We start from the raw sequence: 26,295 nt of genomic DNA on the forward strand, positions 1-26,295 counted from the left end.
AAACATTTTTGTCTAGCTTACAGCGTAAAGACTTCCTTTAACTCCTGTGTCACTGGCGAATCATCCGGATTTGTTTCCATAAGTTCTGCCATGTACTGCCACCATTTTTGGTTGATCTCGGTTGCCGCTAACTGCTGCCAGCGGGTTTCATCTTCAATCTCAAGGTAGCCAAACAACGCAAGGCTTTCTGGATCTAAGAAAATCTGGTAGCTTTTCGCCCCGTGTGCTATGAGCTGCTCTTTTAGTTCTGGCCATAGTTCGCGATGCCGTTTTTCATATTCTGCTTCATAACCAGGATGTAGCTTCATCCGAATCGCTTTTTTGATCATCTTTGTCTGCTCCTCTCTTTATTACGTAAGGTGTTCTGCTTAACAAAATGAAACCAATAGTTCAGTAAATGCTAAAACTGTCAGTGATTGCCCGTAAGGCATTGCTGTAATCGCGATGTTTTTGTAGTACGCCAAGTCTTCTCCCATTCCAGTACCGATGGAAACATTTTGGACTTCTCCATCTTCTGCGACTTGTTCGATCAAACCGGCTAACGCTTTATAGGCAACATCTTCCCAAGCTTTGTCAATGTAACGCTTATGAACGGCTTTTAAAATCCCATAGGCAAAACCAGCCGTCGCAGAAGCCTCCACATACGAGCTAGGATCATCTAACAAGGTGTGCCACAAACCACTTTCATCTTGCATTTCTTGCAAGGCAGCTAGTTGGTCTAAGAGGGTATTGATCAAGAAGCCTCGTAACGCATCTCCTTCTTGCAAGTCGAGAATGTCAATGATCTCAGGAATCGCAATGGTGATCCAGCAGTTGCCTCTTGCCCAAAGCGCTTGCGCATAATTGTGGCGTTCTTCAAAGGTCCAGCCGTGGAACCAAAGACCAGTTTTTTTATCAACTAAGTATTTGATATGGATCATAAATTGTTGTTTTGCTTCTTCGATATAGGCCGGACGATTCAGCAACATGCCAATTTTCGCCAAAGGCAAAGCGGTCATCATCAAGGTATCGTCCCAAAGCTGGTTGCGATTTTCTGGTCCATAGGTCGCATGCTGCAGACCATTTTCATCGGTTCGCGGCATATCATGCATGACCCATTCCGCCCATTGTTCAAGGTACGGCAAGTAACGAGAATCTTTGGTGTCTTCATAAAGATACGCCATTGCCAAAAGCGGCGCCATCGTGTTGACATTTTTAGGCGGCGCGCCTTCTAACATCCGCTGCTCAAACCATTCTTCCACAACTTGGAGCGCTTTGGGATTTTTGGTGATTTGGTAGTTTTTATAAATGCCGTATAGTCCCACCCCTTGCGGCCAGTTCCAAATCCCCCAGCTTTTATCATCAACGATCAAGCCGTCAAAGTCTAATAGAAATTCGCCATTATCATCCTTGATCGTCGTTAAATTTTCGATCATGCGATCAATTTTTTCTTCTACAACACGTTTTTCCACAAATAACTGTTCTAAAATCACCATTGGGTTCATCCTCTCATTTCTCTTTGATAGATTGATCGTAACACGCTTACATTTACACAAAAATAGCAGTTATTGACATTTTACTATCTATTCTTGTATGATAAAAACAAACGAGTACGAAAGGAGCCAATCATGGAGAAGCAAAGTGCGGATACGATGATCAACGATCGTTTTGAGGCCTTTCATATCAAAGACATCGTAGAAGAAAACAATACCCTTTATCATTACCATAGTTTTTATGAGATTCACTGTACCTTAAAAGGATCAGCGGTCTTCTTTATCGATGGCGGAGAATTCCCTCTAGAACCTGGTACGATCATCTTGATTCCTCCGAATGTCTTGCATCGAATCGTCCATCAAACTTCTGATTTTTTCGAGCGAACCTACCTGTATATCAATCCTAGTTATCTCACTGCCCTCTCCACTACCCAAACAGATCTCACTGCCTGTTTTCGTAGCAACGGCGGCATCAACAGTCGTATTTTATCGATCGATGCCGACCAACTAGACCAGCTATTGCGACCTTTGCGCAAAAAAACGGATAGCAATTATGGCACCGACTTACTTTATCAAAATCATTTGATCGCGTTTTTGATTTCCATCAATACGATTGCCTATCAGGAAAAAGAACCGCTGTTTTTATCCGACTCACTCTATAAAAATAAAGACATTTTGGCTGCCATTACCTATATCAATCAGCATTTGACCGCTGATCTCTCCTTAGAGACCGTCGCCAAAGCCCTTTTCATGAGCCCATACTCGCTTTCGAGGACCTTCAAAAAAGAAACTGGCGTCGCCTTTCATGCTTATGTCGTCAAGAAACGACTCTTAAAGAGCAAAGAAATTTTACGTAAAACCAGAAGCGCCACCGCCACCTTCGAAGCTTGCGGCTTCAACTCCTATACCCATTTTTTACGATGCTTCAAACAAGAATTTCAGCTGACACCTAAAGAATTTTTACAAGAAGAAGCCCAAAATCAGTTTGTCCGTTTTGCGCATTTTGTAGGGAAAAAATAGCAAGCCGTTGCAAAGCGCCAATCATTGGCTCGTGAAAAAAGAGTTGTTGCTTCCCTTTCCTGATGTTAGATGACACAATACAAAAAGAATGACACGAGGAAATGTGTCATTCTTTTTGTATGCTATAAAACTTCCCCATTTGAAGCGATCACTTTTTTATACCACTCAAAGGATTTTTTCTTGGTTCGTTTCAAGGTGCCGTTGCCTTGATCATCTCGATCCACATAGATAAAGCCATAGCGTTTACTCATTTGACCGGTACTGGCTGCTACAAGATCAATACAACCCCAAGTAGTATAACCAAGTAGTTCCACGCCGTCGATCATCACCGCATCTTTGAAGGCTTGAATATGTTTTTTTAAATAGTTGATCCGATAATCGTCTGCGACAAACCCGTTCTCATCAGGGGTATCGATCGCCCCTAACCCATTTTCTACGATAAACAACGGTTTTTGATAGCGATCATACAATTGATTCAATGAATTTCTCAGTCCTAACGGATCAATCTGCCACCCCCACTCAGTCGATGGTAGATGTTCATTTTTAATTGATGGAAAGAGATTCCCGGTCGCTTGCGCATAGTCTTCTGGATGGGCACTGACCGTTCGCGAACAGTAATAAGAAAAACTGACAAAATCAACAGGAGAAGCCGCTAAAATCGCCTCGTCTTCAGGTGTCATTTTGATCGTTAAGCCTTCTCGCTCAAATTTTTTCAAGGCATAATTGGGGTATTTGCCTCGGGCTTGCACATCGATAAAGAAATAGCCTTCGCGATCACGATTGATTGCTTCTTGGTAATCTTCAGGTCGGCAAGTATAAGGATAATGACTGCCGCCAGCCAGCATACAGCCGACTTTATTGGTCGGATCGATCTCATGAGCTTTTTTGGTTGCTAAGGCACTGGCGACTAACTGATGATGCGCTGCTTGGTATTTGATTTCTTGACGATTGTCCCCTTCTTTAAAGACGATCCCGCCACCTACAAAAGGCTGATGCAGCAAAATATTGATTTCATTGATCGTCAGCCAATATTTGACCAACCCGCGATAGCGCTGGAAGACGGTTTCCGCATAGGTCACATAGAAATCAATGAGCCGACGATTTTTCCAGCCCCCAAATTCCTTGATCAAATGCAGCGGAACATCGAAGTGGGCAATCGTGACCAATGGCTCGATTTGATGTTTTCTCAATTCTTTGAAGATTTTCTCATAAAAAAGCAGTCCTTCTTCGTTGGGCTCTTCGTCATTGCCATTTGGAAAAATCCTTGACCAAGAAAGTGACATCCGATACACTTTAAAACCCATTTCGGCAAAAAGGGTAATATCTTCCATATAATGGTGGTACATATCAATGGCCGTTTGGGCTGGATAAAAAGAATCTTCCTGCCATTCTAACATCTCCAACTCACCAGCAGCGACTCTTGCGCGATCAGGACCAGTTGGTAAGAGGTCGACATTTGATAAGCCACGTCCTCCTGCTAATACACCACCTTCTGCTTGATTGGCAGCCGTTGCACCGCCCCATAAAAAATCATCTGATAATCCCATGTTATTTCCTCCTAAACTTTGACTACAAGTACTTCCTCTTCTTTAGCTACCAAACCTTCTTTCACACGTTCGACTGCGGTATATTGTGGTGTATTGGTAACGATGATCGGTACTTGTGTGACATATCCTGCAGCTTTTATCTGCGGTACATCAAACGTCAGCAATCGCTGCCCTTTTGTAACTTTTTGCTCTGCTTCTACTAAAGCATCAAAATACTGACCATTTAGTTCCACTGTGTCTAAACCGACATGGATCAACAATTCGATTCCGGTGTCTGAAACCAAGCCAATCGCGTGTTTGGTAGGAAAAACAGCAGCGACTTTTCCATCAAAAGGCGCAATGACTTCACCGATGGGTTCATCGACCGCAAATCCTTTTCCGAGTGCTTCAGAAGCAAATGCGTCATCTTTGACTTGATTCAACGGAATCACGATTCCCGGTACAGGATTGATCAAGCCGGTATCTTCTAGTACTACTGCTTTCATCTCCGGAACATCAATTGTCACTTTTGTTTCATATTTGAAACTTAAGACATAGGTAACGGCCCCACTCACCACAGCTGCAATCACCAATGCGATAATGATGTTCCAAAAATAGCGCATCGTATCATCACCGATATATAGTAAGACTGCTGGGAGACCAGACGAACCGGTCGCAAAGCGATGCGTATTGGTCAAGCCAGCATACAAACCACCAGAAGCCCCACCAATCATTGCCGCAACCAACGGATATTTTTTGGGCAAATTGATGCCATATAAAGCGGGTTCGGTAATCCCCATGTAGGCAGTGATTGCCCCTGATACCGCCAACTGCTTAGTTTTTTTCTCTTTCGTACGCAATGCGACAACTGCTACTGCGGTTGCTTGAGCAATGTTTGAGACCAATGCCCCTGGACCAAAAATACTGTCATACCCAAGTTCTGCCATTTGCATCACCCCTAAAGGAGCAATCCCATTGTGCAATCCAAACATCACCATGATTGGCAAAAAGCCCCCAATCAAAACCGCTGGAACCCAGCTAGCATGGACACTTAAGAAGGTAAAGAATGTTGCCAAATAACCACCCAAGATACTACCGATCGGTCCAAATAGCGAGAAGGCTAATGTACCCATTATCAAGAATGTTAGCATCGGAACAAAAACCAGCTCCACTGATTTTGGAATCACTTTGTTCAAAAACTTTTCGACATACGATTGGAAAAAAATCACGATCAGGATCGGAATGACTGATCCCGTATAATTTGCTAATGTAAAAGGAATAACCCCAAAAAAGTGAACGGGTTCGCCTGCTGTGACCAAGGCACCCCAATTAGGATGCATCATCATAGCAGCCACTGAAGCCGCTAAAATCGGATTGCATCGCAATTTTTGTGCCACAGTGAAGGCCAGGATCATTGGTAAGAAGAAGAAAACACCATCTGCAAAAAGATTCAGCATGTAATAGGTTTGCGAATCAGCCGTGATCACATCAAAAACTATCAATAAAGCCAAAACTGCCTTAACCATTCCGGCACCGGACAGTGCGGGAATAATTGGTTGAAACGTTCCTGCCACAAAATCGATCACTGCAGCTACTGGTCCTTTTTTCTCCCCAGGTTCCGACGCCCCTGATGATTGAAGCGAAACCAATTTTGTGACTTCTTCATAGACATCTTTGACATGTGTTCCGATCACGACTTGATGTACCCCTGCGTTATTGATGTATTTGGCAACCCCATCGAGCGCCTCTAGTTCTCCTTGATCTATACGCTTTTCTTCATTGACTTTAAAGCGCAATCGGGTTTGACAGTGATAGGCATCCGTGATATTTTCTTGTCCCCCCAGATACTGGACGATTTTTTTTGCTAATGATTGATAATTTTCACTCATACATTCCACCCCTAAATAAATTTCAAAGAAAATCTATGTTGTATGTGCTTACCGGTATAACATACTGTTCTTTCTGCCAGCAATGTACCATTTATAGATAGCGTTTCCAATATATTTTCCCAAAGACGAAATGGATTTCATCTTTTCATTAAAAACCGCTCTTTTTTCGAAATCCATTCCATTAAAAGACCAAACATCGCCTTGACGAAGCCACTAGAAACAATGATATAATTTACTAGATGATTGTGTTACTTTTGATTTATCGCGATCATAATAGGCTTTTTCAACGCAATGGACCCACCAACCGAAAAAGAACGCCCCGATGATCCCGCAACAACGGATCAAACCACTGCTTCTTCCCCCAACCATTGAAGCAATCCTTACTGAATCAACGATTTGGTCTAGCCTGTTATGAACGGCTATTCTAGGTTGGATTTATAAAAAACAGGCGAAGGGAACGAAGAAACATGACAAACGTGAAACAAGCAATACCCCCAAAAACGATTTTCTTTCATGAAGAAGCTTTTCAAAAAACAGATCAAACGATCATTCGCTGGTTAGGAAACTCCGGTATTCTTCTAAACAGCCGTGGTACATGTATCATGGTCGATCCGGTCTTAGAAGGATTTGACCTGCCGTTACTGATCGATCTGCCAATCAAACCGGCGGCAGTCCCTCACTTAGATGCGGTATTGATCACCCATTCAGATAATGATCACTACGGCATTCCGACGATTGAAAAATTAGTCCCGGTTACCGATAGCTTCCATGGACCCAAATATGTTGCCGAACTTATGCAAGAGCACTTTCAAGTTGCTGCCCAAGGTCACGAAATCTATGATTCATTCACCGTTAAAAATTTGGAGATTTCTTTAACAAAGGCGTATCACCTTTGGCAAAATGAGACGACAAAATTTGACCGTGTCTTCCAAATTGAGGACTATTGCGGCTTTTGGATCGATACTCCGGATGGTTCCTTGTGGATTCCTGGCGATTCTCGTCTTTTACCAGAACAATTAGAGATGCCTCAACCAGATGCGATCTTGTTTGACTTTAACGACAACGCTTGGCATATCGGCTTTGAGAACGCCGTGAAACTGGCAAATACCTATCCTCATGCTGAATTGATCCTCTCCCATTGGGGATCAGTGGATGCTCCGCATATCGATGCTTTTAATGGGGACCCTGAAGCTTTGTACGATCGGATCGTCAATCCGAAACGGATTCGTCTAGTTGCTGCCGGTGAGCCGATCGAATTGAAATCAACCACTTCCAACAATTTAGAATAGGGAAAAAGGACCACACCGTTTTTGGTGTGGTCCTTTTATTCTTCTGCCATCTCTTTAAACGTCGTTTTGCGGCTCGTTTCTAAATAACGAGCGTTGCTGATTTTCATTTGGATATTCTCCTGATAATCGAGGGAAAAAATCTGAGCAAACAAAACCGTCAAAAGGAATTGAATCGATTCTTCTGTGGAAAAATTTCCGATTTTAGAATATAGTTTTTCTCGGCTAGCAATCGTCAAGACGATCGTCGAATAGTCCCGCAAATAGTTGTCCCCACCACTCGTAAGACTGATAATTGGCACACCATTTTTCAGCAATGTTTTCACATTTTTCATAGGATAGGTCTCTGAATTATTGCCAGAATAAGAGATAAGAATGGCACAATCCTGCGGGGTAAGCGTTTGGGAGATCAAGCCCGCTTCGTCCGTATCCGCAACAAAGGCTTTTTTATGAATCGTGTTTAAGTTGCGTTTAAACAGCTGCCCGAAATACGAATTTGGACTACGCCCATAGATGACGATGGTTTGAGCGCCATTGATGAGTCGAGCGGCTTGATTCAGGTCTTTTACCGTCATAAGTGCCGCTGTTTCTTTAATCGTCTGCATGCGTAAGTTCGCCAAGTTTTCAATGATTTCTAATGTGTCTGCCGCCTCACCAAAAGGGATATTCACATCGATCGTTGCTGAGCCATCATCAAAGTGTGCCAGTTCATGCACGAAGGCATACACAAATTCTTTCCAACCGGAAAAGCCAAAATATTTTGCAAAACGGACTAACGTCGGCTTTGAGGTATGGGTCAGTTTTGCGATTTCTTCCATAGTATACTCACTGACTTTTTCCCGATTGCCTAGTAAAAAATCACCGATCGTCCTTCTTGCATCATTTTGTTTAAACGCTGCTTCTTCAATTTTTTGAAAAAGATACATCTGGTTCTCCCTTCTGATTGCTGCTGTTAGTTTTACACGTCCCATTCATTCACGTTTCTTTCTATCTAAAAGCACTGAAAGTGATGAATTGAAGACAGAAAAGCGTGGAGCACGCCAGCGTATGCCTACCCTCGTTCAAAATACAAAAAGAATTTATTTCCCAAAAGGGCGATCATACCAATCAGACATAGCATGCCCCCTGATAAGATCATCTGTATCCCTGCTGTTTCATTGCCGCTGACTAGTATCAGCAAGCGTGATGCATAAGGTGCTAACGTGACTCCTAAATTGTAAGCAACGATCGAGACGATCGTGCCAAACTTAGCTTCCGCTTCACCACCAGTCGTCAGCAAGTGGGTGAAAAAAGGCATGATGCTGCGAAAGGCAAAGCCTAGTAGTAAAGAACAACCCAAGAGCAGCCCCACCGTCTGCAAGGGATAGGTTAAATAGATGCTGCTTCCTGCAAGCAATGCCGCAACGGGCAGCAACCAGCGATGTAGGCGGCTATATATCAAGCCAAAGGCATTGCCTGCGATAAATGCCCCCGTCGCAATGGCGGCGATCATGTTACTGCCATCGGTCGCATCACCGATTCCTTTTTCCAACAACAACGGGGTGATCTGCAGATTGTAGTTGATAAACAAGACAACGATCAGAAACAAGAGCACACCCAAAACAAATGACTTTTGTTTCCGTTCTGTTGAAACCGTGACGTTCGCTATCAGAGCCTCATCAGTGATCCCTTTTGTTTCGTTGGGAATAAATACCTGAACAAAAAAGAGACTGATCAAGGCAAAGCCATAAACGAAGAAAGAGATCTCCCAACTGATCTTCACTAGCTGTCCTACCAGCAAAGTCATAAAGATACCGCCTAAACCACCGACGGCACTTTCTAACCCAAGAGCCTTGGCTTTCTTTTGCGGCTCATTTTGAAACAACAAACTAATCATTTGAATCGCCAAACGATTGAATAAGCCGATCCCAAAGCCAAGAATCGCGCGCGAAAGAAACAAGACGGGAAAGCTCCCCTGATACCATGCCGGCAGCGTGCCAAAAATCGCCACAATGACCAAGCCGGTGACCATCGTGTATTTTTTGCCGATCCTTTTTTCGATCATGCTAGTAGTAAAAATCCCTAGCAAAAGAAACAATGACGGAATCGTGGTCAGTAACCCGACGTAGACCGCATCTACTTCTGGAAAGCTTGCCGCAATCGCGGGAACATTGGCAGAAATCGCCGGTGCCGAATAGACGACCATTGCCACCGACAACAGTGCCAGCAACTTCATTGAAAAAAATTTCATAGTTACCCCTTTTCTTTTTACAAAATACTTTTTTTGTTTCTCTGAGCTCAACCGGATAAGACACCAAAGCAATCTTTTCCTACCTCTTTATTATTTGCTGGATCGCCAGCTTTTGACCAATGCTTCCTACGCTGAGGCTTTATGCTTGAAAAGCATTGGTTTTCTGCATTTGCTGGAGATCGTCACCGATTGTTTGCGAAAAAACCTTGCAGTTTGTTTTACTGCAAGGTTTCCTTCGATCATTCATTTTTTAACAATCCTATCAGCCACACAAGACACCCTAAGAGAACTTATTTCTGCAGCTGTTCTATGACATCTTTCGTAATTGCCTCAGCAGTGATACCAAGTTCGGATAAAACGTCCGCTGCTCGGTAGTTATCATAAAATTTCTTTTCTAAGCCATAGTTTTTGACGGCAATCTCACGATCACCAAGATAGCTGGCAATCATTTGTCCATAGCCGCCCTCTCGTATGCCGTCTTCCAACGTGACAACGAGTTTATGCGCTCGTGCCACAGCATCCAGCAACTCTTTGTCGACCCCTGAAATAAACTTAGGATTGATCACCGTTGGGGTAATTCCATGTTGCATTTTCAATTGTTCTGCGATCTCTTCCGCTAGCGCATAAAAGTTTCCGACCCCGACGATGGCTACCTGCGTGCCAGCTTGAGTCACCTCATTTTTTTGATCGCTGTAGTCAGTAGAGGCTGCTCGTACCGTTTCGTTGACAGGTCCAACCGGTACCCGGATCGCAACTGGAGCGTTGGTTTGTTCCAGCGACCAATCCAACATTGCTAGATATTCTTCTTTAGAGGTTGGCGCAAGATAAACAAGGTTGGGAATATGTGCCAAAAAGGGGATATCAAAAATTCCCAAATGGCTCTCGTCATTCATTCCATGAATCGATGCACCGTATACCAGAATCGTTCCAGGCAGATGATTTAAGGCCAAATCATGGGAAATTTGATCAAAACTACGTTGCATAAAGGTAGAAAAAACGGCCCAGACAGGTTTCGCTCCATTTTTTGCTAACCCAGCAACCATCGATACCGCATGTTCTTCTGCAATACCCACATCTACAAATTGTTTACCTGCTTTTTCTCGTTGTTCTGGAGAAAAAAGCAGCATCGGTGTACCAGCATTTACTGCCACGACTGTAGGATCTGTCGCCATTTTTTCTAATAAATAATCCGTCGTTAAGCTGTTGTAGGTTACTTGATTGCCCCCAACAGAAATATATTCGCCTGTTTCTAAACGAAAGGGACCGCCTGCATGAAACTTTTCACGATTTTCTTCCGCAAACTTGAAGCCTTTGCCTTTGATCGTATGAATGTGTAATAAAACAGGATGATCAATGTCTTTCACTTTTTCAAATAAACCAATCAATGCAGCGAGGTCATGTCCTTCATCTAAATAGTGGTACTCAAAACCAATCGCTTTGAACAGATTGTCTGCTGCTTGCCCCTTGGTTTCCCGTAATGCCCGCAAATTCTGATACATCCCTCCATGGTTTTCCGCGATCGATTGGTCATTGTCGTTGAGGATCACGATAGTATTGGTGCCTAATTCCACAATATTGTTCAAGCCTTCAAACGCTAAGCCACCTGATAGAGAACCATCGCCAATGACGGCAACGACGTTATACGTTTCATTTTTTAGGTCACGGGCTTTCGCCACACCATTTGCCAACGAAACTGAGGTGGAGGTATGACCGACCGTAAAGAGATCGTGCTCGCTTTCTTTCGGATTCGTGTAACCAGAAACCGCATCATACTGCATAGCATCAAGAAAGGCATGGGCGCGTCCCGTCAGCATTTTGTGGATATAGGTCTGATGAGACACATCAAAAATCAGCTTATCGGTGGGGGAATCAAAGACTTTATGCAACGCGATCGTCATCTCGACCATCCCCAGATTGGGGCCATTGTGCCCCCCATGGTGACTGATTTTTTCCAATAAAGCAGTTCGTGCTTCTACTACCAGTTCTTGAAGTTGCCCACTGGTCAATTCTTTTAACGCTTTGGGGCTTTTGATTTTTTCTAATAACATGTACGTACCTCCTGTAAAAATGTTTGAATGGTTCGTGTGTTTACTCACAAGGAAAAAGACACGAAGTCGAAATGAGTGGATCGTTTTCTGGAATGAAAAAAGCGGCAATCGGAGCTGGACGCTCTTTTTTAAATTCCTGTCAAACCGTGAAATAGCAAGTTATCCTAAAGGGAAATCGTAATTTTTCTGAGTTTCAACAATCGCTGCTCATTTCTTCTATCTAAAAAGATACCACCTAGAGTTGACTTTAGGTCAAGTGGTTTTTGAAACATTTTGAATAAAACGAGGTTGATTTTTTCTAATTATTGAAACAATTGCAGGTTTATTCTCTATAAATTTTCTTTTCTAATACATATTCCTAGAGGTTCATTTGATATGTCATAGTAAATTATAAAAAAACTGCCATTAAACAGGATCCATTCCCTGCTTAATGGCAGTTTGCTTATTTCCGATACATCTTCAACAGGAGCAACTCAACCAAAAACACTGGTACAAAAGCTTTTGTCTATCTTCTGGTAGCGCAGTGGAAAACTCAGACTAGTAATAAATCGTCATTTTTTGAAAGAATAGCGCCCTCTTGAACATTATCAATCGCATTTACCACTTGCTGATATGATTTCACATATACTCGAGTAATCAATTGAGCGGAGGTATTCGAATTGCCCTGTTGATTTGTTCAAAAGAAACAGCCTCTTATTCAATACACAGAGGTCAATCAATATCTACATCTCTATCTACCATTCACTATAGAACGCTTGTTAAACGTAGCGTATTCTCAATCAACCTAAGGTGACAAATTTTATATACGTGTGACAACTCCCTGTTAGATACGAGCGGGAGTTTACATTTTGTGGCAGAAAAACACTGCCACCTTCAAATAATCATGGTGGGACTGTTTGCTTCGCACAGTCCCGCCATGATTATTCAGAAAAAATATTTTCAAAAATTTGTGAACTAATTTTTAAAGTAAAGAAACTTAAATAGATAAGGGAGTGTTTATAAAAAATGTTCTACACTTAGTAATGTATTAATCTACGTTAATCATCTTTGTCAATGAGATCCGCATAATAAGGATCGTCTCCATAAGGTACTATTTTGATATACCCTTGCGCATTTTCACCAACCGTACAAATTGCCCCACATTTCAAGCAAATGCCGTCTCCTGGTTCTTGACTTTTATCCATCATCTCAAAATATGATTCCTCAGTAGTAACCGTACCATAATCCCCACAGTATGGGCATTCTCCTTCAATCAGAAGGTCGGGTTCGCCTTCTGTACCACGAATATAATTTTTAGAATCCTCTTTTATCATTTCTAAATAATTGGGAATCATTTCGTTGGGATTACTAGTCATTTCATCAACATAATGTTCCAATAGATTCGTGTATAATTCGTCCTCTGTAACCGGCATAAATATGTTACTTTCAGGATCTAATTGGTATCCACCATTTATATAAGTCACCAATATTTCTTTTTCAGAATCTTGACTTTCAGCAAGTAATTTGACGAAGCTTTCAGAACTTTGTTCATCATTAATGGAGACTTCAGCTACTCGTATTGTATAATGCTTATCTTTCAGATATTTGTGCTGTGCCTGAATCAAGATAATTCCTGAGGGATCATCAGAAAAAGAGTTATTTAGAACAATCTCTGCATCGTTTAAATCAAGAACATTATATAACTCATCAATATTTGAGTTTATCGCATCCATAAAAATGGCGAGGATAGCTGGACGTTCTCTAACGTTCACCCCTGCTTCCATCTGTGCCATTAACTTGTATTCTTCTTCTTTCTGTTTAGTAAATTCATCGTCAAGAACCTCAATTTCTTCAGGAGTCAGGTCCCAATCAACTTCATTATCATTGGTATTATCAACTATTGTAGTAGATTCTTCCGGGAGATGAGCAGAGTCATCGATGAAATAAACTGCTCTCTCTTTGGTCACTACATCTCTATTTCGCAGAAACTCATCCATACTCATTATGAGGGAGTCAAAAAGATTACTAGATTTAAGATAAAATTTAATATCTAACAGTTTCGTGTGGGCTATATGGTTTCGATACGACGTGGCCTGTCCCCATCTGTTTTTAAAGCGTCTGTCACCCCCATCAATATCCAGTATTTTAAAATATTCCTCATGCAAAGAAAAGCCAGAATCTTTTTCAATCAGGCCACCTTCTACAAGAAGTTGAACTACCTTGTCAGCCGTACTCGTTTTATCAAGAAGCGCACTAACCATTTTGCTGAGCTGATCTTTGACAAACTGTGAATCATTTGCTTTTGATCCAATGGTATATTTTGCAGGTTCAATAAGTTCAAGCAATTGATCAGTTAATAGACCCAAAAGTCGTGCATCTACAAAGGAGTAATCAGTTATATCTTGCTTAAACGCACCTTGTTTTTTATTTAATGAATAGGCCACATCATATTTTCGTAGCCAATCGGGACCAAGCTCTCTGCTTAGCACACTATCAAGAATCTCTCTAAATTTATTTTCTAATTCATAAACAAGGCTAAATAACGCTTCAGAGATTTTTTTTGCCTGAAAATCTTCATAAACCACAATCCTGGAGAAATACTTGACTCCGTTTTCCCTAAGAAAAAATTTCATCAGTTTAAATTTAAACTTTTCAAAATTGTTGTTATCATCATTGTCAATTATTGAAAAATCTAACAGCTTATCATCGACTTCCAAACACCCATCGAGAAATTGAACAAATCCATTTCCATTGGGTACAACTCTCTGAGAAAATTCAACAGTCCCAACATGAAGGTTGGGAAATCCTGATTTAACCATAATCGGGTAATTTCTCGCTTCGTCCACTGAATTGTATGATTCATTCAAATAGAAATAATCATCTTTCAATATTTCGACCAGTCTTTGGAGATTGACATTTACTTGCTCGTGGGTGGTACATTGAAAACGTAATTTCATGAAAAGAGTTCCTCCAACAATTTATTTCAATTTCCAATAATTATAACGCAAATTATCAGTTGAAAGAACCATTGTTGCTACACAATGGTTCTTTCATCATAAATCATAATCATCTGAGAAAACATAGTTTACTATAATTACTATGATAAACCCCATTCATTCTAGACTTCCAAGCCCCATTTTCATCTTGAACATTTAAAGGATGCTCTTTAACAAGGCTCAAAATAACTTGAAATAACTCATGTCCTTTGGGTACTAGTGGCGTACAAAACTCACTGATCACACTGATACCGGTATCGATATAACCGCGACCTTTTACTTGCTTGAGAAAAAAACTTTGTTTATCTCATCAAGGATCATCTGATAACCCACCTCACTCATCCGACCCAGTGCCACCCAAAAATTAAACTGATCCCGAATCCCATCGCCCTAGTATTTTGCATCAGGTCTTTGTAGGCGCGCTGAAGTGGCTAAAGCTTGATCCGTTAGCATGCTTACCTTCAAGATCGTAGTATGCTTGATCACTATATTTGACTGAAACTTGTTCCGAGCTATTAATATCAGTCATCGCAATTAATGGGCTGATAACTGAAAAAGAACCTATGCTAGTAGAATAGCTTTAGCACAGATTTCTATTTTCTTCTTAGTATTTATTTTCATTCGCTACTCCTTTCAATAAAAAACCACCAAAAGATGGTGGTAGTGTGCCTATCAACTTTAACGGCTATTCTGTGGAAGAAAAATTAATATCATTTTTACAGGTTGGCTCACTCGAAGATTGCTGGTTTAATCCCATTCTTATCGAGTTTTACTATTACTTCCTGTACATTTTCAAAATGAAAGCTTTCGTACATTAGCTAGTAGAATTGCGTAAAACTTAAACTACTAATGATCATCTATCAATTCCAACTATAATAACATCATCTTGAACTTCATCAATTGCACTTACCACTTGTTGATCTGACTTCGCATATAAGTGACCGTAAGTTCCTAAAGTGATTTGAATGTTTGCATGACCCAATCGCTCTTGAATAGATAGCGGTTGAATATTCTGCTCAATCAGAAATGCAACATGAGAATGTCGTAGCGCGTGAAGTTTAATCGGTTTGACACCCGCTTTTTTAGCAGCTTCTTTTAACCAGTTCGAAAAAGAATAAGGTGGCGTAAAGGTTCCGTCCAACTGAGCAACATATTCAAAATTTCCAATACGTTTTTGCAAGTCATACCACTGTCTGAGCTTTAAGGAAAGCTTCTTCCCCATCCCAATCGTTCGATAAGCGCATTTAGTTTTGGGAGTCGAAAAGTACCAATCGTCTTTTGTATTATAAATCAATGTATTCTCAATCGTTATCGTGTTTTTCTCGAAATCTACATTTGACCAAGACAAAGCTTCAAGTTCTCCAATCCGAATGCCAGTATAAAATAGCATTTCATACACAATCTTCCGATGGTGGGTTTGAATCTTATCATCCTTCAATTCATTCATCACTTTTAGAAACTCACTGTGTTCCCAAAACTCAACTTTCTTATTCTCAGAAGGAAGCGAAGAAACATCTTCAACGGGATTTTTAGCAATCACCCCCTCTTTAATAGCCCGATCCAATACAATTTTTAGGTGCCCTCGAATCCGATTGATATAAGATTTTGATAACGTTTCGCCATTGACTTTTTTCCGTGAATTACGTGACTCTGTCTGGCTTAGTTCAAATAACCAATCCTCAATATCGTGACTTGTAATATCTCGAACACGAAAATGATAGAAAAACTGCATACGCTTTTCGAAAATGAATTGCGCATTCTCATATGTTTGACTTTTGACCTGTCTCTCGTACCATTTTACAAACCTATCCTTGTAAAACTCTTCGAAAGTCATTTGATTGGTAGAACACAGTTGATTAGGAATCGTCTTGTTAAAATCATGTGTTTCCATGTACTTGTCATAAGCAATTTTGGCATCTTTTTGTGAAGCATAACCTCGTTTAGTCTTCTGAACCTTTCTTCCATTTTCATCTATACCTAGATATGCTCGGAAGAACCATTTTTTTGTCTTTTTATCTTGGTAAATATTTTTAATTTTTGGCATCGTTCCATTCCTCCCTGTACTTGAGAAAAGCTACTTTAATAGTACCGAGCTTGTACTGTTTATTCCGCAACTTGAATGTGAAAAAGATGTTCAATTACTCGAGATGGCACCACACCAACTTGGCGATTATTATAAAAATCAATACCTTCAACCCTTGCAAGATACGCCTTGCTCTCTTTAATCATTCGTGCAGCTTGACTAGGTTTAAAGCCCATTTCTATCAGAATTGCACGATTTACCATGAAATCACATTTTGTTTCCAATCTCTCACCTCCTGATTCTTTACTCCTTTTAAAATAATCCTCTTTATAATCAATTGTTTATCATTCGATGGGTGTGTTATACTCGTCTTGTCGAGGCGGAGTACGTTGCACAACTTGTTGTGTAAGCAGTACTTTGCTTTTTTAGTAGCTTGTTTTCTCATTTGATATACTTTGTAATTTTCGTTCATAATACTCAACCTCCTCCTGATAATACTCCGGGTCTGCCTTCATATTTTGGAGAAGTTTGATCTGTCTTGGATTCATTTCTCCTTGTTCAATAATCAAAGGCAACAAGGAAGAATGAAATGTTTGATCGACCTGTGCAATAAAAACTAATGATGGTGAAACACCATGAATTAACCAACTCATGGTTTTCTCAAAACTTTGAGGAATTGTATCTAAAGAAATGGTGATTGCGCCATAATTGCTAATAAAGGCTGCCCATTTGGCATCAACTTTTGCACCTGGATCATTTGGATCACGGTCATAAAAACAAATTGCTCCATTAAGTAACTCAAAGAACAGTTTGGTTAAATCATGGGTTTTTGAAATAATCTTTGCCAAGCTTTGCGCTTTCTCTTTTCGATACCGTAGTTCAAAGCGATTTTTTACTTATGCTTCTTCTAAAGGAATTCCTCGTCGCTTTCGTTGTTCATAATCCTTCTGATAAAAACAAAAGCGACACTGACTCTTCTTTGAGCCTAAATACAATGTTTCGCCATTTGATTCATTATTTATAATATCCGTACCACCATGGGATTCACTCACTTGAAAAGTGGTCCACACATGGCCTAGTGTTACCTTACGCTTAAGTTCTGGAATGCTGAGACTCCCCACAAAATCATCTAAAGTAAAATCAATCCGTGTAAAATTTCCCTGATAGTCTAATACCTTACGGAAGAACTCTTGCCAATTTGATTTTGCGGTCTTCAAACGCATGGCAAGATGTTTACAGCCTTGACCTGAAAACTCCATCACAGTTCCTTTTACCGTATCTTCAATAGAGTACCGAATCGTAATTACTTGATTCCATACGTACTGCCCGGTATATCCTTTTGGCGCATAATCCAGTTCCTCAAAACGTTCAATGGGCATTTCAATGATCTCTTCAATTAGCTTTAAATGTTGATTCGAGAAAAAGTGTATGGTTAGATAGTCAATCAAAACGCGATTAACTGGAACGATCTCTTCTCGCAAACTATCCAATACGAGATTCAGTTTTTCTTCACTTAATTGTCTCGTTCCTTTTTCTACTTTCGATAATAACGATCTCGAAATCCCAACTTTTTCTGCCAAAAATCGTTGTGTCCACCCCCTTTCTTCTCGAGAAAGTCGAATGGCTTCCCCGAGATCATGTTGATTAACTTGATTCATAGAAAACCCTCCTTTTACTATTTGTTTGTCAAAGAACTTTCGCACTTATTTTAAGTACATACCAATTGTACGCCTGTATTTATTTTAAGTCAATACATTTTGACTTTTTTTAAGTACACATGTATACTAAATTTAAGAACTTATCATGAGGAGGAGTTTTCATGGAGATAGACAAGCAAGCCGTGGGCAATCGAATTCGACAGATTCGCCAAGAGCTAAAGTTGAGTATGGAGAAATTTGGCAAACTAATTGGTGATTTACCGCGAAGTACAGTCAATAACTGGGAGCGTGGGATTAACCTTCCAAAAACCGAAACCCTTCATCAAATCGCAGAGGTAGGTCATGTCACCAATGAATATCTTTTATATGGTGAGCGAGAAAACCAATACATTTTAGAAATGCTTCAAAAAAAGGCAGGTAAACTTGATCCTAAGATTGAAGGACTGATAGTAGACAAACTAAAACAAGCAAGTCTTGTTAGTGAAAAAGAAATGGATCGAATGATTGAATTTTTTATTACAAATCTCATTCCACCAACTGAACAAGATCAGTTTACTTTCCAATGTATCGACGAGAAAAAGCGGCTTTACCTTGGTTCAACCAATTTTGGTAAAGAAGCTCAGCTCTATTTACACCATGATAATCAAAACCATATTCTGCACATGATGCCCTTTACCTTCTCCAACTTTAGTGTGGATCGCTTACTCGTCTATTTAGCAAATCAAGAATCCTATTCCTATTTTGGAAAGCAATTGCCCAAGAAACTAGTTGAAAAAGCCATCCTCCTATACTCAATAAATCAATTGACCGGCGATATTCAAATTACCCCGTTGGTCTATTCAAAAGAAACCGCTTCTTATCAGTACACAGAGGCCAATCAATACTTACTAGAACAACAATATCTTTATTTACCATTTGCAATGGAAATCGAGAAAGAACACCTGTTAAATGTAGCGTATCCATCATCAAAATAAGGTGACAAGTTTTATAAGCACGTGACAAAGAAAATACTGCTAGGACACTCCCCAATGGGTAGTTGTCACAGTTTCCTGTTCTTTGTTAGCCCCCTGTTAGAACCGGGGGCTTTATTCCTGCAGTCCGGCTACGCCTTCCTGCAATAGACAAAACTCCAGATCGGGTAATTCGCTTGTGGCGAAACCCGACCTGGAGTTTGTCTCTGTATTTTGAACCCTAAAAATTAATCAAACAGACTGATATTCTCATAATCAGCGCGAAATAAGCCATTAAGTACAGTTTTCCTACCTATTTTTGATAACCCGCTGGTTAGTTAATATTCCTTTTCCGAGAGGGATAAATGATTGGTTAAATCTATATACATCTCAACCTTTAAAAATGTTTTCGAAATACTTCATCAGTACATGTCATACAAATTACCAGTGCATTCTCAAATTCTAGTTCTTTAATTGATTTCAGTTGAGGAGCAGTTACTTTTGGCGGAAATTTCCATTTTTGTCCAAACCTCTTCCCCCGATGAAATTTCTTTGTTGCAATTATTGCAATGAAAAATTTTTGTTTCAAAAATATACATAATTACTTCCTCCAATAAAAACTATCTACCTCTCAAATTATTTTTCTCTAATAAGAAAAACAGAAAAGGTAATAAGATACAACAGTGATGATTCCTAATAAAGAAAAGACTACAATAATATTTTTCTAACTTATCGCCTTCAAAGAAATAGTTTCTTATTTTTCACTAAAATAAAAAATTTATTGCAAAAAAATAGAAGTGACAAAATTATCAATCATTTCAAGGTAATATAACTACCTGAGTTTATTATCGATTAAAATGCTAACTACATTTGCAAGAGAAGCGAGAGTTAAAGGTAAATATAGAATTTCTACTTTTTTAGCAATAGAAATAGGAATAAAATATTTAAAATGTATAGAAACTTTCTTTTTTTTCTTGCTATCTTTTTATAATCACAACTCTCGATAATAGAATTACGATTTATTTTATACGGCTGAAAAAATCTATCACCAAAAAAATTCAAACATTAAGCCAAGGATTATGAAGTCAACATTTCGAAAAATGAACATACATTGGTAAGCAACTATAACTATTACCACAGACATAAAGTAACACAATATATTACTATTTAAGTGTACGCCACCAGTGAATATCCTCAAGGTATACAGCGCACAACAAAAAGAAAAAAGGAAACGCAGAAGCATTTCCTTTCAGTGATTTAATGAAAACAACACGATTTGACTTAGAGCCTTTTTATTTGAATTCATTTTCGCTTTATCCAACTTCATTTGATCATTTGATTACTCGGTTAAATACTTTTGACATGAGTATCAATGAAACATTCATTAATTATGGTTGCTTATTTCTTACCGCTTTTCTGGCCAATGCTAATCCGCCGATTATTCCGGCATTATCACCTAATTCGGGCGTAATAATGTAGCTATCAATTGGTGGTATTTCAACATATCCATTTATAAGCTCAACAAATTTATCCTGAACTTTTTTCTTCATGTGTTCTTGTTTCATTACACCACCGCCAAAAATAATTCTATCTGGCGAAAACATCAGTGTTGTATTGTATGCACATTGGGCAAGGTAAAAGGCTTCAATCTGCCAAAACGAATCGTCAGCCAATAAATTCTGGCCTTTTACACCCAACCGTTTTTCAATCGCTGGTCCTGCTGCCATCCCCTCTAAACAATCTTGGTGGAAGGGACAGTTTCCTGAAAAATTGTCCTTTGGATGTCGCTTGATCAACATATGCCCCATTTCCGGATGACTGAACCCTTCCACGAAAGTCCCATTGAACAAGGCACCACCTCCGATACCTGTTCCCACAGTGAAGTATGCAACACCTGCTAACCCTTTGCCAGAACCAGCAACATATTCACCATAGCAAGCCGCATTGACATCTGTTGTCCATTCAATCGGAATATTGAAATATTGCTTTAGCGTTCCTACAAAATTGAAATTTTGCCAAGCAAGTTTTGGTGTTGATGTGATATGACCGAAACTCGTTGATTTGCATTGAATATCAATTGGACCAAAGCAGCCGACCCCGATGCCTGCCAATTGTTCCTTAAAAGGTTTAAAAAAATCAATGACCTGCTTCATTGTTTCAACTGGAGTTGTTGTGGGAAAACTGACTCTTTCCAAAATCGTTAATTCCTCAGTACCGACTGCACAGACAAATTTAGTCCCTCCAGCTTCAATTGCCCCATATATCATCATAGGTTCCTCCCTTCGAATATGTGAAAAACACTTCATTAACGCGGCAAGCGTTCTCGATCAGTGAAATGACGTTTAGTATTTCCTGAAGCTTCTGTTGAATACCAGTAAGCGACACTAGCAACATCGTCTTGCCGCTCAAATAAGCGAACATCATCGTTGCCGATTTGTTGTAAAGTGACCGATAAATCTTCGGTAAAACAGATGGGGTCTTGAAGATGCCAACGATAAAGACCATGTCGTGGCATTGCGTCGTCACCAAAGGCATGAACGGCATTCAATTTTCCCGTTTCAAAACGATCTCTTGTGGCATCTCTATTTGATTGGTAAGGATACCCTAAAAAGGCTGTTGAATAGTTTTTCGCATGTGGACGTCCGAACTCATCGTACTCATGAAAGGCCCACGCCCCGCCAAAATAATCTTCTGAACCTGTTGAGGTTACGGTCGGATACTCACTATCCCCATCAATGTAGAATTTAAACTCGCCTTCGCCCCACCAATAACGTTCTAGGCAGGTAAGCGCAAGGTAAGTACCCACGTAATAGCCTTGACCCTTTAATCGATCAATTAACTTATAATCCTCCTGTAATTTGGTAATGCGTTCCCGATGCCAATTTGCGTGAAAATATAGGCTATTTTCTTCCAATTCGTCCACCAAAGCGTAATTTATCGTATAAAAAAATGAGGACATATCCTTCGGATGTAAATTCTCGATCGTAATTTTAGCGGATGTTTGGAAAGGCATTTCGAAATAGGAATTAAAGCCCCCTGTAGGATTAACCACTATCGGCAACGAGTTCACCTCGCAACGCTCTCCAAACCCATTACAAAAGAAATCCCCTAAAGGACTTTCAACAGCAGGGCTATCCGACCCATCCCAATAAATTCTTAAGATTAAATCACGTAAAACAAAACTGCCAAATTCTGTTCGATCACGAATCGTCATCCACATATGACGAATTATTCCCGTTCCAGTAATATCCGCAATCACAGTTTCTTCACCAGAAGTCAGCGGAATTGCGCCACGACCTTTGCGGCTTGGTCCTAGCTCGCTTGGCAACATCGCAGCTTTACCTTTCTCGCCTGTTGGATTTTCGGGAGTGATTGCTCGACTCTGGATTTTTTTAAATTGGGTAATATTTTTTAGTATACTCATCTTTTTCTCCTTTGAATGTGAATCGTTTTTCCCTTTTCTACGTGAAGAATTTTTTTCGTATCACTTATTTTCAATGGCTTTTCTGACAAATTTGAAATACTCAACTCGGATTGCGTACATTCAATCGAAATGAAGGCTTGACCGAACTTCAAATTCTTCCAAGAAAACGTTAAATTATCAACAGGATCAATTTGCAATACTCCTTTTTTGAATTTCAATCCGAAATATTGACTGATCATTAGGCTGACAAAAAGACCCGATGCCCAGCCGCATTTGCCGCAGCCAAAGTCTCGCACGACTTCTCCTTGTTGAGCCTCTAAGCGATACGGCCACCACCACCACGAACCGTCTAAATCTGCCAAACAAATTAGTTCTTCTAATCGGGTTACGAAAGCTTGAGGGTTGTGCAGCTCGCTCATTAAAACAGTGATAAAGCCAGGAAAAGTGGCGCCGGATTCTAATCCCCAAGTGATGCCTTTGATTTCCTCGCTATAGGTTGGATTGAAAGAACTAGCAGAAAAGGCCATGGTGTTCTGATATAAATGATCTTTATTATCTAAAAATTGATAAAAAGGCATCAACGTAGTGTCTGATTCTTCTCCATCATGCATCAATAAATTAATTTTTCCATCCACAATCACATCACTTAAAAAGATTAACCCTTGCTCAAGAATCGGTTTTTGATAGTGCTTCACTGAATAGGTTGTTTTCTCCTCATCACCGATTCCCTCCAAAAATTGCTCACCAAAAGGACCATCGATAGTCATTTGTTTACAAATTGATTCCTTTAGTTTACAGGCAATGTTTTTGTATCGCTTGCTAAGACTCAGTTGTTCTAGGGCTTCAAAAATTTCTGCAAGTCCAATACAGGCCTTCCAAAGACAAAGATTGCTGCCGGTATGATACTTTCCAAGTGCAAAGGCGTCTGATAACCAAACAGATGGAAAAAGCATTGGTTCCCCTGACCGACGTTGAGCTAATATGTCCTCAATAATTCTTGAAGCATTCAGTAGAACCTGCGGACACCGCTCAAAGAATTTTGTATCCCCAGTATGTTCAAAATAAAGACTAGCCAGTAACGCACTGGATAACGAATTACTCAGAGAATGATTGATACCTCCTGTAAATTTTGAACCAGGAAACTTAACGCCATATTGATCAAACCACAGAACCGTTTTTTGACATAACTCCGGTTCAAACATGGTGAATGGCAATGATGCGTAATACATATCCTTATTCCAAATTCGATTAGTAGCAGGATAGCTGCCCCAATTGCTGCCGACGACCTGTCCCTGTCGATTCATACCGAAACTAGAAAAGCTTTGATAAAGTGCACGACGATAGAGATGGACAACTCTATCGTTTGGCATTGACAGCTGCCCAAATAGCTGAGCAAAATAGTTCAATGTTTCCTTCAGCCATTTTTCGATATCAGATTCCTGAAAAGTCATTACTTCTTCAAAAGCATTTGGGTCCACAAAAGCAATGGCGAAGCTTGCCACTTCCTGTTGTGCGATCGTGTCCTTATTTCCTTTTTGAGAAATCAACACATTTTGCTGATCCGAATACTTCTCTTGATACGAAGGCACATCTTTCACTGAAACTTGAAGGCTTTCGTGTGTTTCATTCACAATGTAAACCTGTTGAACAAGCATACTTAAACGCTTATTAGCCAGTATGGGAGCAAAGGATACTACAATGACCTTAAACGTCGAATAATGATGAATATATCTAGGCAAACAGTCTTGAATCACATCGACTTCAATACGATGATCCGATTCTGACAAATGGTAGACAATCCCGTTTACTTCAACCTTTAAGGATAACGAATTGGTTTGAGAGAGCTGTTTATTGACCCAAACACCTGGTTTTTCCTCAGTTAGTAAATTTTCTCGATAAAAGGTCAACGTTTGAATCGTCCCGCAAACATCAAGGTTTGCTAATGTCTTTTGATTACTTACATCGAAGGTCAATCCCTTTACATCAGGAATATTCCGATAGTAGCTGTATTCGTTTGAAGTAGTCACATTTCCGTCGTTTAACTCAGCATTAAAAAATGGATGTTTGGGTGAATAAATTACTTCATTAATAGTCATCTTTTCCCTCCTTGCTAAAAAAACTGCAGCCTAGTAGCTGCAGCTTCCTACTATGCGATTCCAAGTAATGACAATAAAATTCCCAAGACGACCATTCCAAAAATAATTTTGATGACGCCGACTTTTTTATCTAGTAATTTGAAACAGCCCAATGTTACCAATAACGGTACAATTCCTTTAAAAATACTATCGAGGATTTCTTGGACATTCATTAGTTCTTCGCCCTTCATTGAAAAGCTCAAAACGGTATTGAATTTGACCATACTGATCGTCATTGCACCTACCATGATCAGACCCAAGATACTAGCAGCTTTTGTCAGAATTTCAATTAACCCGTTCGCATACAGCTTTTCAATATATTTAGAGCCTAATGAATAGCCTAAAACGCCGCCATAGTATCGCATCAAGTAATTAGGTATATTGAACATAACTAAAAAGATAATTGGTGCCAAAATATTTCCGGCATTGGCTAAGTTGATCGCTAGTCCCGCGGTAACGACACGCCAAACTCCCCAGAACAATGAATCGCCAATTCCAGCCAATGGTCCCATCAAACTCGTTTTGATCGCGTTGATACTTTCCACGTCAAAACCAGCTTTTTCAGAATTTTCCTTCTCCATCGATGCCGCAATCCCCATGACAAAGGACGCGCAAGGAATGGTCGTCGAAAAATACTGTGTATGACGTTCCAGCGCCGCAGCTCGCTCTTCTTCACTTTTGTAGAAATGATTAATGAAGGGCATCATAGAATAGGCGAAACCACCGCCGCCCATCGTCACCGGATTCACCGAAGCATACATGGTCATCGAGCGCCAAAACATCTTCCGAACCAATTTTTTCTCATCTTTAGAAATTCCATCAGCAAATTTCATTGAAAGAAATCCTCCTCTTCTTGGTCAAGCGTTGCATTTACAGCAGCATCGCTTTGAACTGCATGAACAGATATATTTTTTAGTTGTAGATCTCTTTGGGCTATAACAATTGCAATAATCGTTCCAACTGCGGCAATTGCAATCAATGGTAACTCGAGATACGCCATAACAACGGCCCCAAAGAAAAACCACACAGCAATATTTTTACTCCAAAGCATCCGTAACAGCATCGCCATCCCAACTGCCGGCAGCAGATTTCCAGCGACTGTTAATCCGTTCATGATGACCTCTGGAATATTATCCAAGACGCTTTTGACAACATCTGCTCCAAATAAAACGGCAAAGAATGGAATAAGAGCATAAAGCGCATAGTGGACAAACCACATAAAGAAGTGCAGATTGATGATTCCTTTTTGATCACCAGATTTTGCAAATTTGAAAAATTTAGCAGCCATCGGTCCACATACAAAAGAAAAAATCATATTCATTAACTGTAATCCTAATACTGCTAGTGGAAAGACAATGGGAATAATCGCATCCACGTTTCCTCCCATTTTGATTGCGAACGCTGTAGCCAGCCCAGCAGCCAAAGAAGGCTCCGCCGTACTAGAGATTCCGATATTGACGACACCCATAAAGATGGCTTCTAGTGACGCCCCGACAATCAACCCCGTCTGCAAATCCCCCATCAACGCTCCTGCTAACGGAGCAACAACAATCGGACGACTCAGCATGGACATCCCGAACATTTCATGTCCAGCAACTCCAATAAAAACGGCCAAAGCGACTACAAATGCATCATACATAATTTTTCTCCTTCCTTTTT

The 26,295-nt window shown here is 40.2% G+C and carries 21 protein-coding genes and 3 pseudogenes; 3 read left to right on the top strand and 21 right to left on the bottom strand.

Annotated elements, in window-relative coordinates; genetic code table 11:
- Positions 1–17: 17 nt before the first annotated feature.
- Complete coding sequence (gene rhaM, locus IGI71_RS13360) at positions 18–329, bottom strand: L-rhamnose mutarotase (protein ID WP_061053170.1); 312 nt, start codon at positions 327–329, stop codon at positions 18–20.
- Between the two features lie 39 nt (positions 330–368).
- Positions 369–1,475 carry a glycoside hydrolase family 88/105 protein gene (locus tag IGI71_RS13365; RefSeq protein ID WP_081117554.1) on the bottom strand — a complete coding sequence of 369 codons (1,107 nt, stop codon included), beginning with the start codon at positions 1,473–1,475 and terminating at the stop codon, positions 369–371.
- A gap of 132 nt (positions 1,476–1,607) precedes the next feature.
- Between IGI71_RS13365 and IGI71_RS13370 the strand changes: the two genes are divergently transcribed.
- Entirely contained in the window at positions 1,608–2,492 is an 885-nt protein-coding gene (locus IGI71_RS13370; protein ID WP_201688482.1) for an AraC family transcriptional regulator, read from the top strand.
- Between the two features lie 122 nt (positions 2,493–2,614).
- Here the strand turns inward: IGI71_RS13370 and IGI71_RS13375 are convergent, their stop codons facing one another.
- From IGI71_RS13375 to IGI71_RS13385, 3 genes are all read right to left on the bottom strand, one after another.
- A complete protein-coding gene (locus tag IGI71_RS13375; RefSeq protein ID WP_231434905.1) occupies positions 2,615–4,039 on the bottom strand; it encodes a 6-phospho-beta-glucosidase in 1,425 nt (474 codons plus the stop codon).
- 11 nt (positions 4,040–4,050) lie between these two features.
- On the bottom strand, positions 4,051–5,907 hold the full coding sequence (locus tag IGI71_RS13380) for a beta-glucoside-specific PTS transporter subunit IIABC (protein WP_333718687.1): 1,857 nt from the start codon (positions 5,905–5,907) through the stop codon (positions 4,051–4,053).
- 213 nt (positions 5,908–6,120) lie between these two features.
- The gene (locus IGI71_RS13385; RefSeq protein ID WP_430615790.1) at positions 6,121–6,276 is read right to left on the bottom strand and encodes a hypothetical protein; all 156 of its coding nucleotides are present in this window, start codon (positions 6,274–6,276) and stop codon (positions 6,121–6,123) included.
- A 98-nt stretch (positions 6,277–6,374) separates the two neighbouring features.
- On the opposite strand from IGI71_RS13385, the gene IGI71_RS13390 reads away from it, so the two are divergent.
- Complete coding sequence (locus IGI71_RS13390) at positions 6,375–7,196, top strand: MBL fold metallo-hydrolase (RefSeq protein ID WP_201705248.1); 822 nt, start codon at positions 6,375–6,377, stop codon at positions 7,194–7,196.
- Positions 7,197–7,231: 35 nt separating this feature from the next.
- On the opposite strand, the gene IGI71_RS13395 is transcribed toward IGI71_RS13390, so the two are convergent.
- The 8 genes and pseudogenes from IGI71_RS13395 to IGI71_RS13430 all read right to left on the bottom strand — a co-directional run bounded on the left by IGI71_RS13395 (position 7,232) and on the right by IGI71_RS13430 (position 18,127).
- The gene (locus tag IGI71_RS13395) at positions 7,232–8,119 is read right to left on the bottom strand and encodes a MurR/RpiR family transcriptional regulator (protein WP_231434909.1); all 888 of its coding nucleotides are present in this window, start codon (positions 8,117–8,119) and stop codon (positions 7,232–7,234) included.
- 125 nt (positions 8,120–8,244) lie between these two features.
- A complete protein-coding gene (locus IGI71_RS13400) occupies positions 8,245–9,423 on the bottom strand; it encodes an MFS transporter (RefSeq protein ID WP_221692699.1) in 1,179 nt (392 codons plus the stop codon).
- A gap of 290 nt (positions 9,424–9,713) precedes the next feature.
- The gene (locus IGI71_RS13405; RefSeq protein ID WP_221692700.1) at positions 9,714–11,471 is read right to left on the bottom strand and encodes a 1-deoxy-D-xylulose-5-phosphate synthase; all 1,758 of its coding nucleotides are present in this window, start codon (positions 11,469–11,471) and stop codon (positions 9,714–9,716) included.
- Positions 11,472–12,508: 1,037 nt separating this feature from the next.
- Complete coding sequence (locus tag IGI71_RS13410; RefSeq protein WP_430615793.1) at positions 12,509–14,407, bottom strand: hypothetical protein; 1,899 nt, start codon at positions 14,405–14,407, stop codon at positions 12,509–12,511.
- Between the two features lie 109 nt (positions 14,408–14,516).
- A pseudogene (locus tag IGI71_RS13415) lies at positions 14,517–14,860 on the bottom strand (hypothetical protein); the annotation flags it as partial.
- 439 nt (positions 14,861–15,299) lie between these two features.
- The gene (locus IGI71_RS13420) at positions 15,300–16,490 is read right to left on the bottom strand and encodes a site-specific integrase (protein ID WP_270286512.1); all 1,191 of its coding nucleotides are present in this window, start codon (positions 16,488–16,490) and stop codon (positions 15,300–15,302) included.
- Between the two features lie 59 nt (positions 16,491–16,549).
- Positions 16,550–16,753, bottom strand: a complete 204-nt coding sequence (locus IGI71_RS13425) for a DUF3173 domain-containing protein (protein ID WP_270286511.1) — start codon at positions 16,751–16,753, stop codon at positions 16,550–16,552.
- A gap of 141 nt (positions 16,754–16,894) precedes the next feature.
- Positions 16,895–18,127, bottom strand: a pseudogene (locus IGI71_RS13430) (replication initiation factor domain-containing protein).
- A 161-nt stretch (positions 18,128–18,288) separates the two neighbouring features.
- Here IGI71_RS13430 and IGI71_RS13435 point away from each other — a divergent pair.
- Positions 18,289–19,101: a helix-turn-helix domain-containing protein gene (locus IGI71_RS13435; protein ID WP_270286509.1), complete on the top strand. Its 813-nt coding sequence runs from the start codon at positions 18,289–18,291 to the stop codon at positions 19,099–19,101.
- A gap of 373 nt (positions 19,102–19,474) precedes the next feature.
- Here IGI71_RS13435 and IGI71_RS13440 read toward each other — a convergent pair whose 3' ends face one another.
- The 8 genes and pseudogenes from IGI71_RS13440 to IGI71_RS13475 form a co-directional block, all read right to left on the bottom strand.
- A complete protein-coding gene (locus tag IGI71_RS13440) occupies positions 19,475–19,666 on the bottom strand; it encodes a hypothetical protein (protein ID WP_002304272.1) in 192 nt (63 codons plus the stop codon).
- A 243-nt stretch (positions 19,667–19,909) separates the two neighbouring features.
- A pseudogene (locus tag IGI71_RS13445) lies at positions 19,910–20,139 on the bottom strand (hypothetical protein).
- Positions 20,123–20,320: an accessory gene regulator B family protein gene (locus IGI71_RS13450; RefSeq protein ID WP_071868827.1), complete on the bottom strand. Its 198-nt coding sequence runs from the start codon at positions 20,318–20,320 to the stop codon at positions 20,123–20,125. The pseudogene IGI71_RS13445 and the gene IGI71_RS13450 overlap by 17 nt, the downstream one beginning before the upstream one ends.
- Before the next feature lie 145 nt (positions 20,321–20,465).
- Complete coding sequence (locus tag IGI71_RS13455; protein WP_002304270.1) at positions 20,466–21,344, bottom strand: ROK family protein; 879 nt, start codon at positions 21,342–21,344, stop codon at positions 20,466–20,468.
- A gap of 38 nt (positions 21,345–21,382) precedes the next feature.
- Positions 21,383–22,501 carry a glycoside hydrolase family 172 protein gene (locus IGI71_RS13460; RefSeq protein ID WP_002287020.1) on the bottom strand — a complete coding sequence of 373 codons (1,119 nt, stop codon included), beginning with the start codon at positions 22,499–22,501 and terminating at the stop codon, positions 21,383–21,385.
- Positions 22,498–24,597 (bottom strand): glycoside hydrolase, encoded by a 2,100-nt coding sequence (locus IGI71_RS13465; protein WP_002287021.1) that lies wholly within the window; start codon positions 24,595–24,597, stop codon positions 22,498–22,500. The genes IGI71_RS13460 and IGI71_RS13465 overlap by 4 nt, the downstream gene beginning before the upstream one ends.
- A 50-nt stretch (positions 24,598–24,647) precedes the next feature.
- On the bottom strand, positions 24,648–25,469 hold the full coding sequence (locus IGI71_RS13470; RefSeq protein WP_266167211.1) for a PTS system mannose/fructose/sorbose family transporter subunit IID: 822 nt from the start codon (positions 25,467–25,469) through the stop codon (positions 24,648–24,650).
- Positions 25,466–26,275: a PTS sugar transporter subunit IIC gene (locus tag IGI71_RS13475; protein WP_002287024.1), complete on the bottom strand. Its 810-nt coding sequence runs from the start codon at positions 26,273–26,275 to the stop codon at positions 25,466–25,468. The genes IGI71_RS13470 and IGI71_RS13475 overlap by 4 nt, the downstream gene beginning before the upstream one ends.
- Between the last annotated feature and the right edge of the window lie 20 nt (positions 26,276–26,295).

This window comes from Enterococcus sp. DIV1279b, from assembly GCF_050531515.1.
Taxonomy (GTDB): domain Bacteria; phylum Bacillota; class Bacilli; order Lactobacillales; family Enterococcaceae; genus Enterococcus_D; species Enterococcus_D casseliflavus.

What these genes read in the sequence shown, in the direction of transcription:
- rhaM (WP_061053170.1), bottom strand. Translation starts at nt 329, where the DNA reads ATGATCAAAAAAGCGATTCGGATGAAGCTACATCCTGGTTATGAAGCA.
- IGI71_RS13365 (WP_081117554.1), bottom strand. Translation starts at nt 1,475, where the DNA reads ATGGTGATTTTAGAACAGTTATTTGTGGAAAAACGTGTTGTAGAAGAA.
- IGI71_RS13370 (WP_201688482.1), top strand. Translation starts at nt 1,608, where the DNA reads ATGGAGAAGCAAAGTGCGGATACGATGATCAACGATCGTTTTGAGGCC.
- IGI71_RS13375 (WP_231434905.1), bottom strand. Translation starts at nt 4,039, where the DNA reads ATGGGATTATCAGATGATTTTTTATGGGGCGGTGCAACGGCTGCCAAT.
- IGI71_RS13380 (WP_333718687.1), bottom strand. Translation starts at nt 5,907, where the DNA reads ATGAGTGAAAATTATCAATCATTAGCAAAAAAAATCGTCCAGTATCTG.
- IGI71_RS13385 (WP_430615790.1), bottom strand. Translation starts at nt 6,276, where the DNA reads ATGGTTGGGGGAAGAAGCAGTGGTTTGATCCGTTGTTGCGGGATCATC.
- IGI71_RS13390 (WP_201705248.1), top strand. Translation starts at nt 6,375, where the DNA reads ATGACAAACGTGAAACAAGCAATACCCCCAAAAACGATTTTCTTTCAT.
- IGI71_RS13395 (WP_231434909.1), bottom strand. Translation starts at nt 8,119, where the DNA reads ATGTATCTTTTTCAAAAAATTGAAGAAGCAGCGTTTAAACAAAATGAT.
- IGI71_RS13400 (WP_221692699.1), bottom strand. Translation starts at nt 9,423, where the DNA reads ATGAAATTTTTTTCAATGAAGTTGCTGGCACTGTTGTCGGTGGCAATG.
- IGI71_RS13405 (WP_221692700.1), bottom strand. Translation starts at nt 11,471, where the DNA reads ATGTTATTAGAAAAAATCAAAAGCCCCAAAGCGTTAAAAGAATTGACC.
- IGI71_RS13410 (WP_430615793.1), bottom strand. Translation starts at nt 14,407, where the DNA reads ATGAAATTACGTTTTCAATGTACCACCCACGAGCAAGTAAATGTCAAT.
- IGI71_RS13420 (WP_270286512.1), bottom strand. Translation starts at nt 16,490, where the DNA reads ATGCCAAAAATTAAAAATATTTACCAAGATAAAAAGACAAAAAAATGG.
- IGI71_RS13435 (WP_270286509.1), top strand. Translation starts at nt 18,289, where the DNA reads ATGGAGATAGACAAGCAAGCCGTGGGCAATCGAATTCGACAGATTCGC.
- IGI71_RS13450 (WP_071868827.1), bottom strand. Translation starts at nt 20,320, where the DNA reads ATGCTTCTGCGTTTCCTTTTTTCTTTTTGTTGTGCGCTGTATACCTTG.
- IGI71_RS13455 (WP_002304270.1), bottom strand. Translation starts at nt 21,344, where the DNA reads ATGATATATGGGGCAATTGAAGCTGGAGGGACTAAATTTGTCTGTGCA.
- IGI71_RS13460 (WP_002287020.1), bottom strand. Translation starts at nt 22,501, where the DNA reads ATGAGTATACTAAAAAATATTACCCAATTTAAAAAAATCCAGAGTCGA.
- IGI71_RS13465 (WP_002287021.1), bottom strand. Translation starts at nt 24,597, where the DNA reads ATGACTATTAATGAAGTAATTTATTCACCCAAACATCCATTTTTTAAT.
- IGI71_RS13470 (WP_266167211.1), bottom strand. Translation starts at nt 25,469, where the DNA reads ATGAAATTTGCTGATGGAATTTCTAAAGATGAGAAAAAATTGGTTCGG.
- IGI71_RS13475 (WP_002287024.1), bottom strand. Translation starts at nt 26,275, where the DNA reads ATGTATGATGCATTTGTAGTCGCTTTGGCCGTTTTTATTGGAGTTGCT.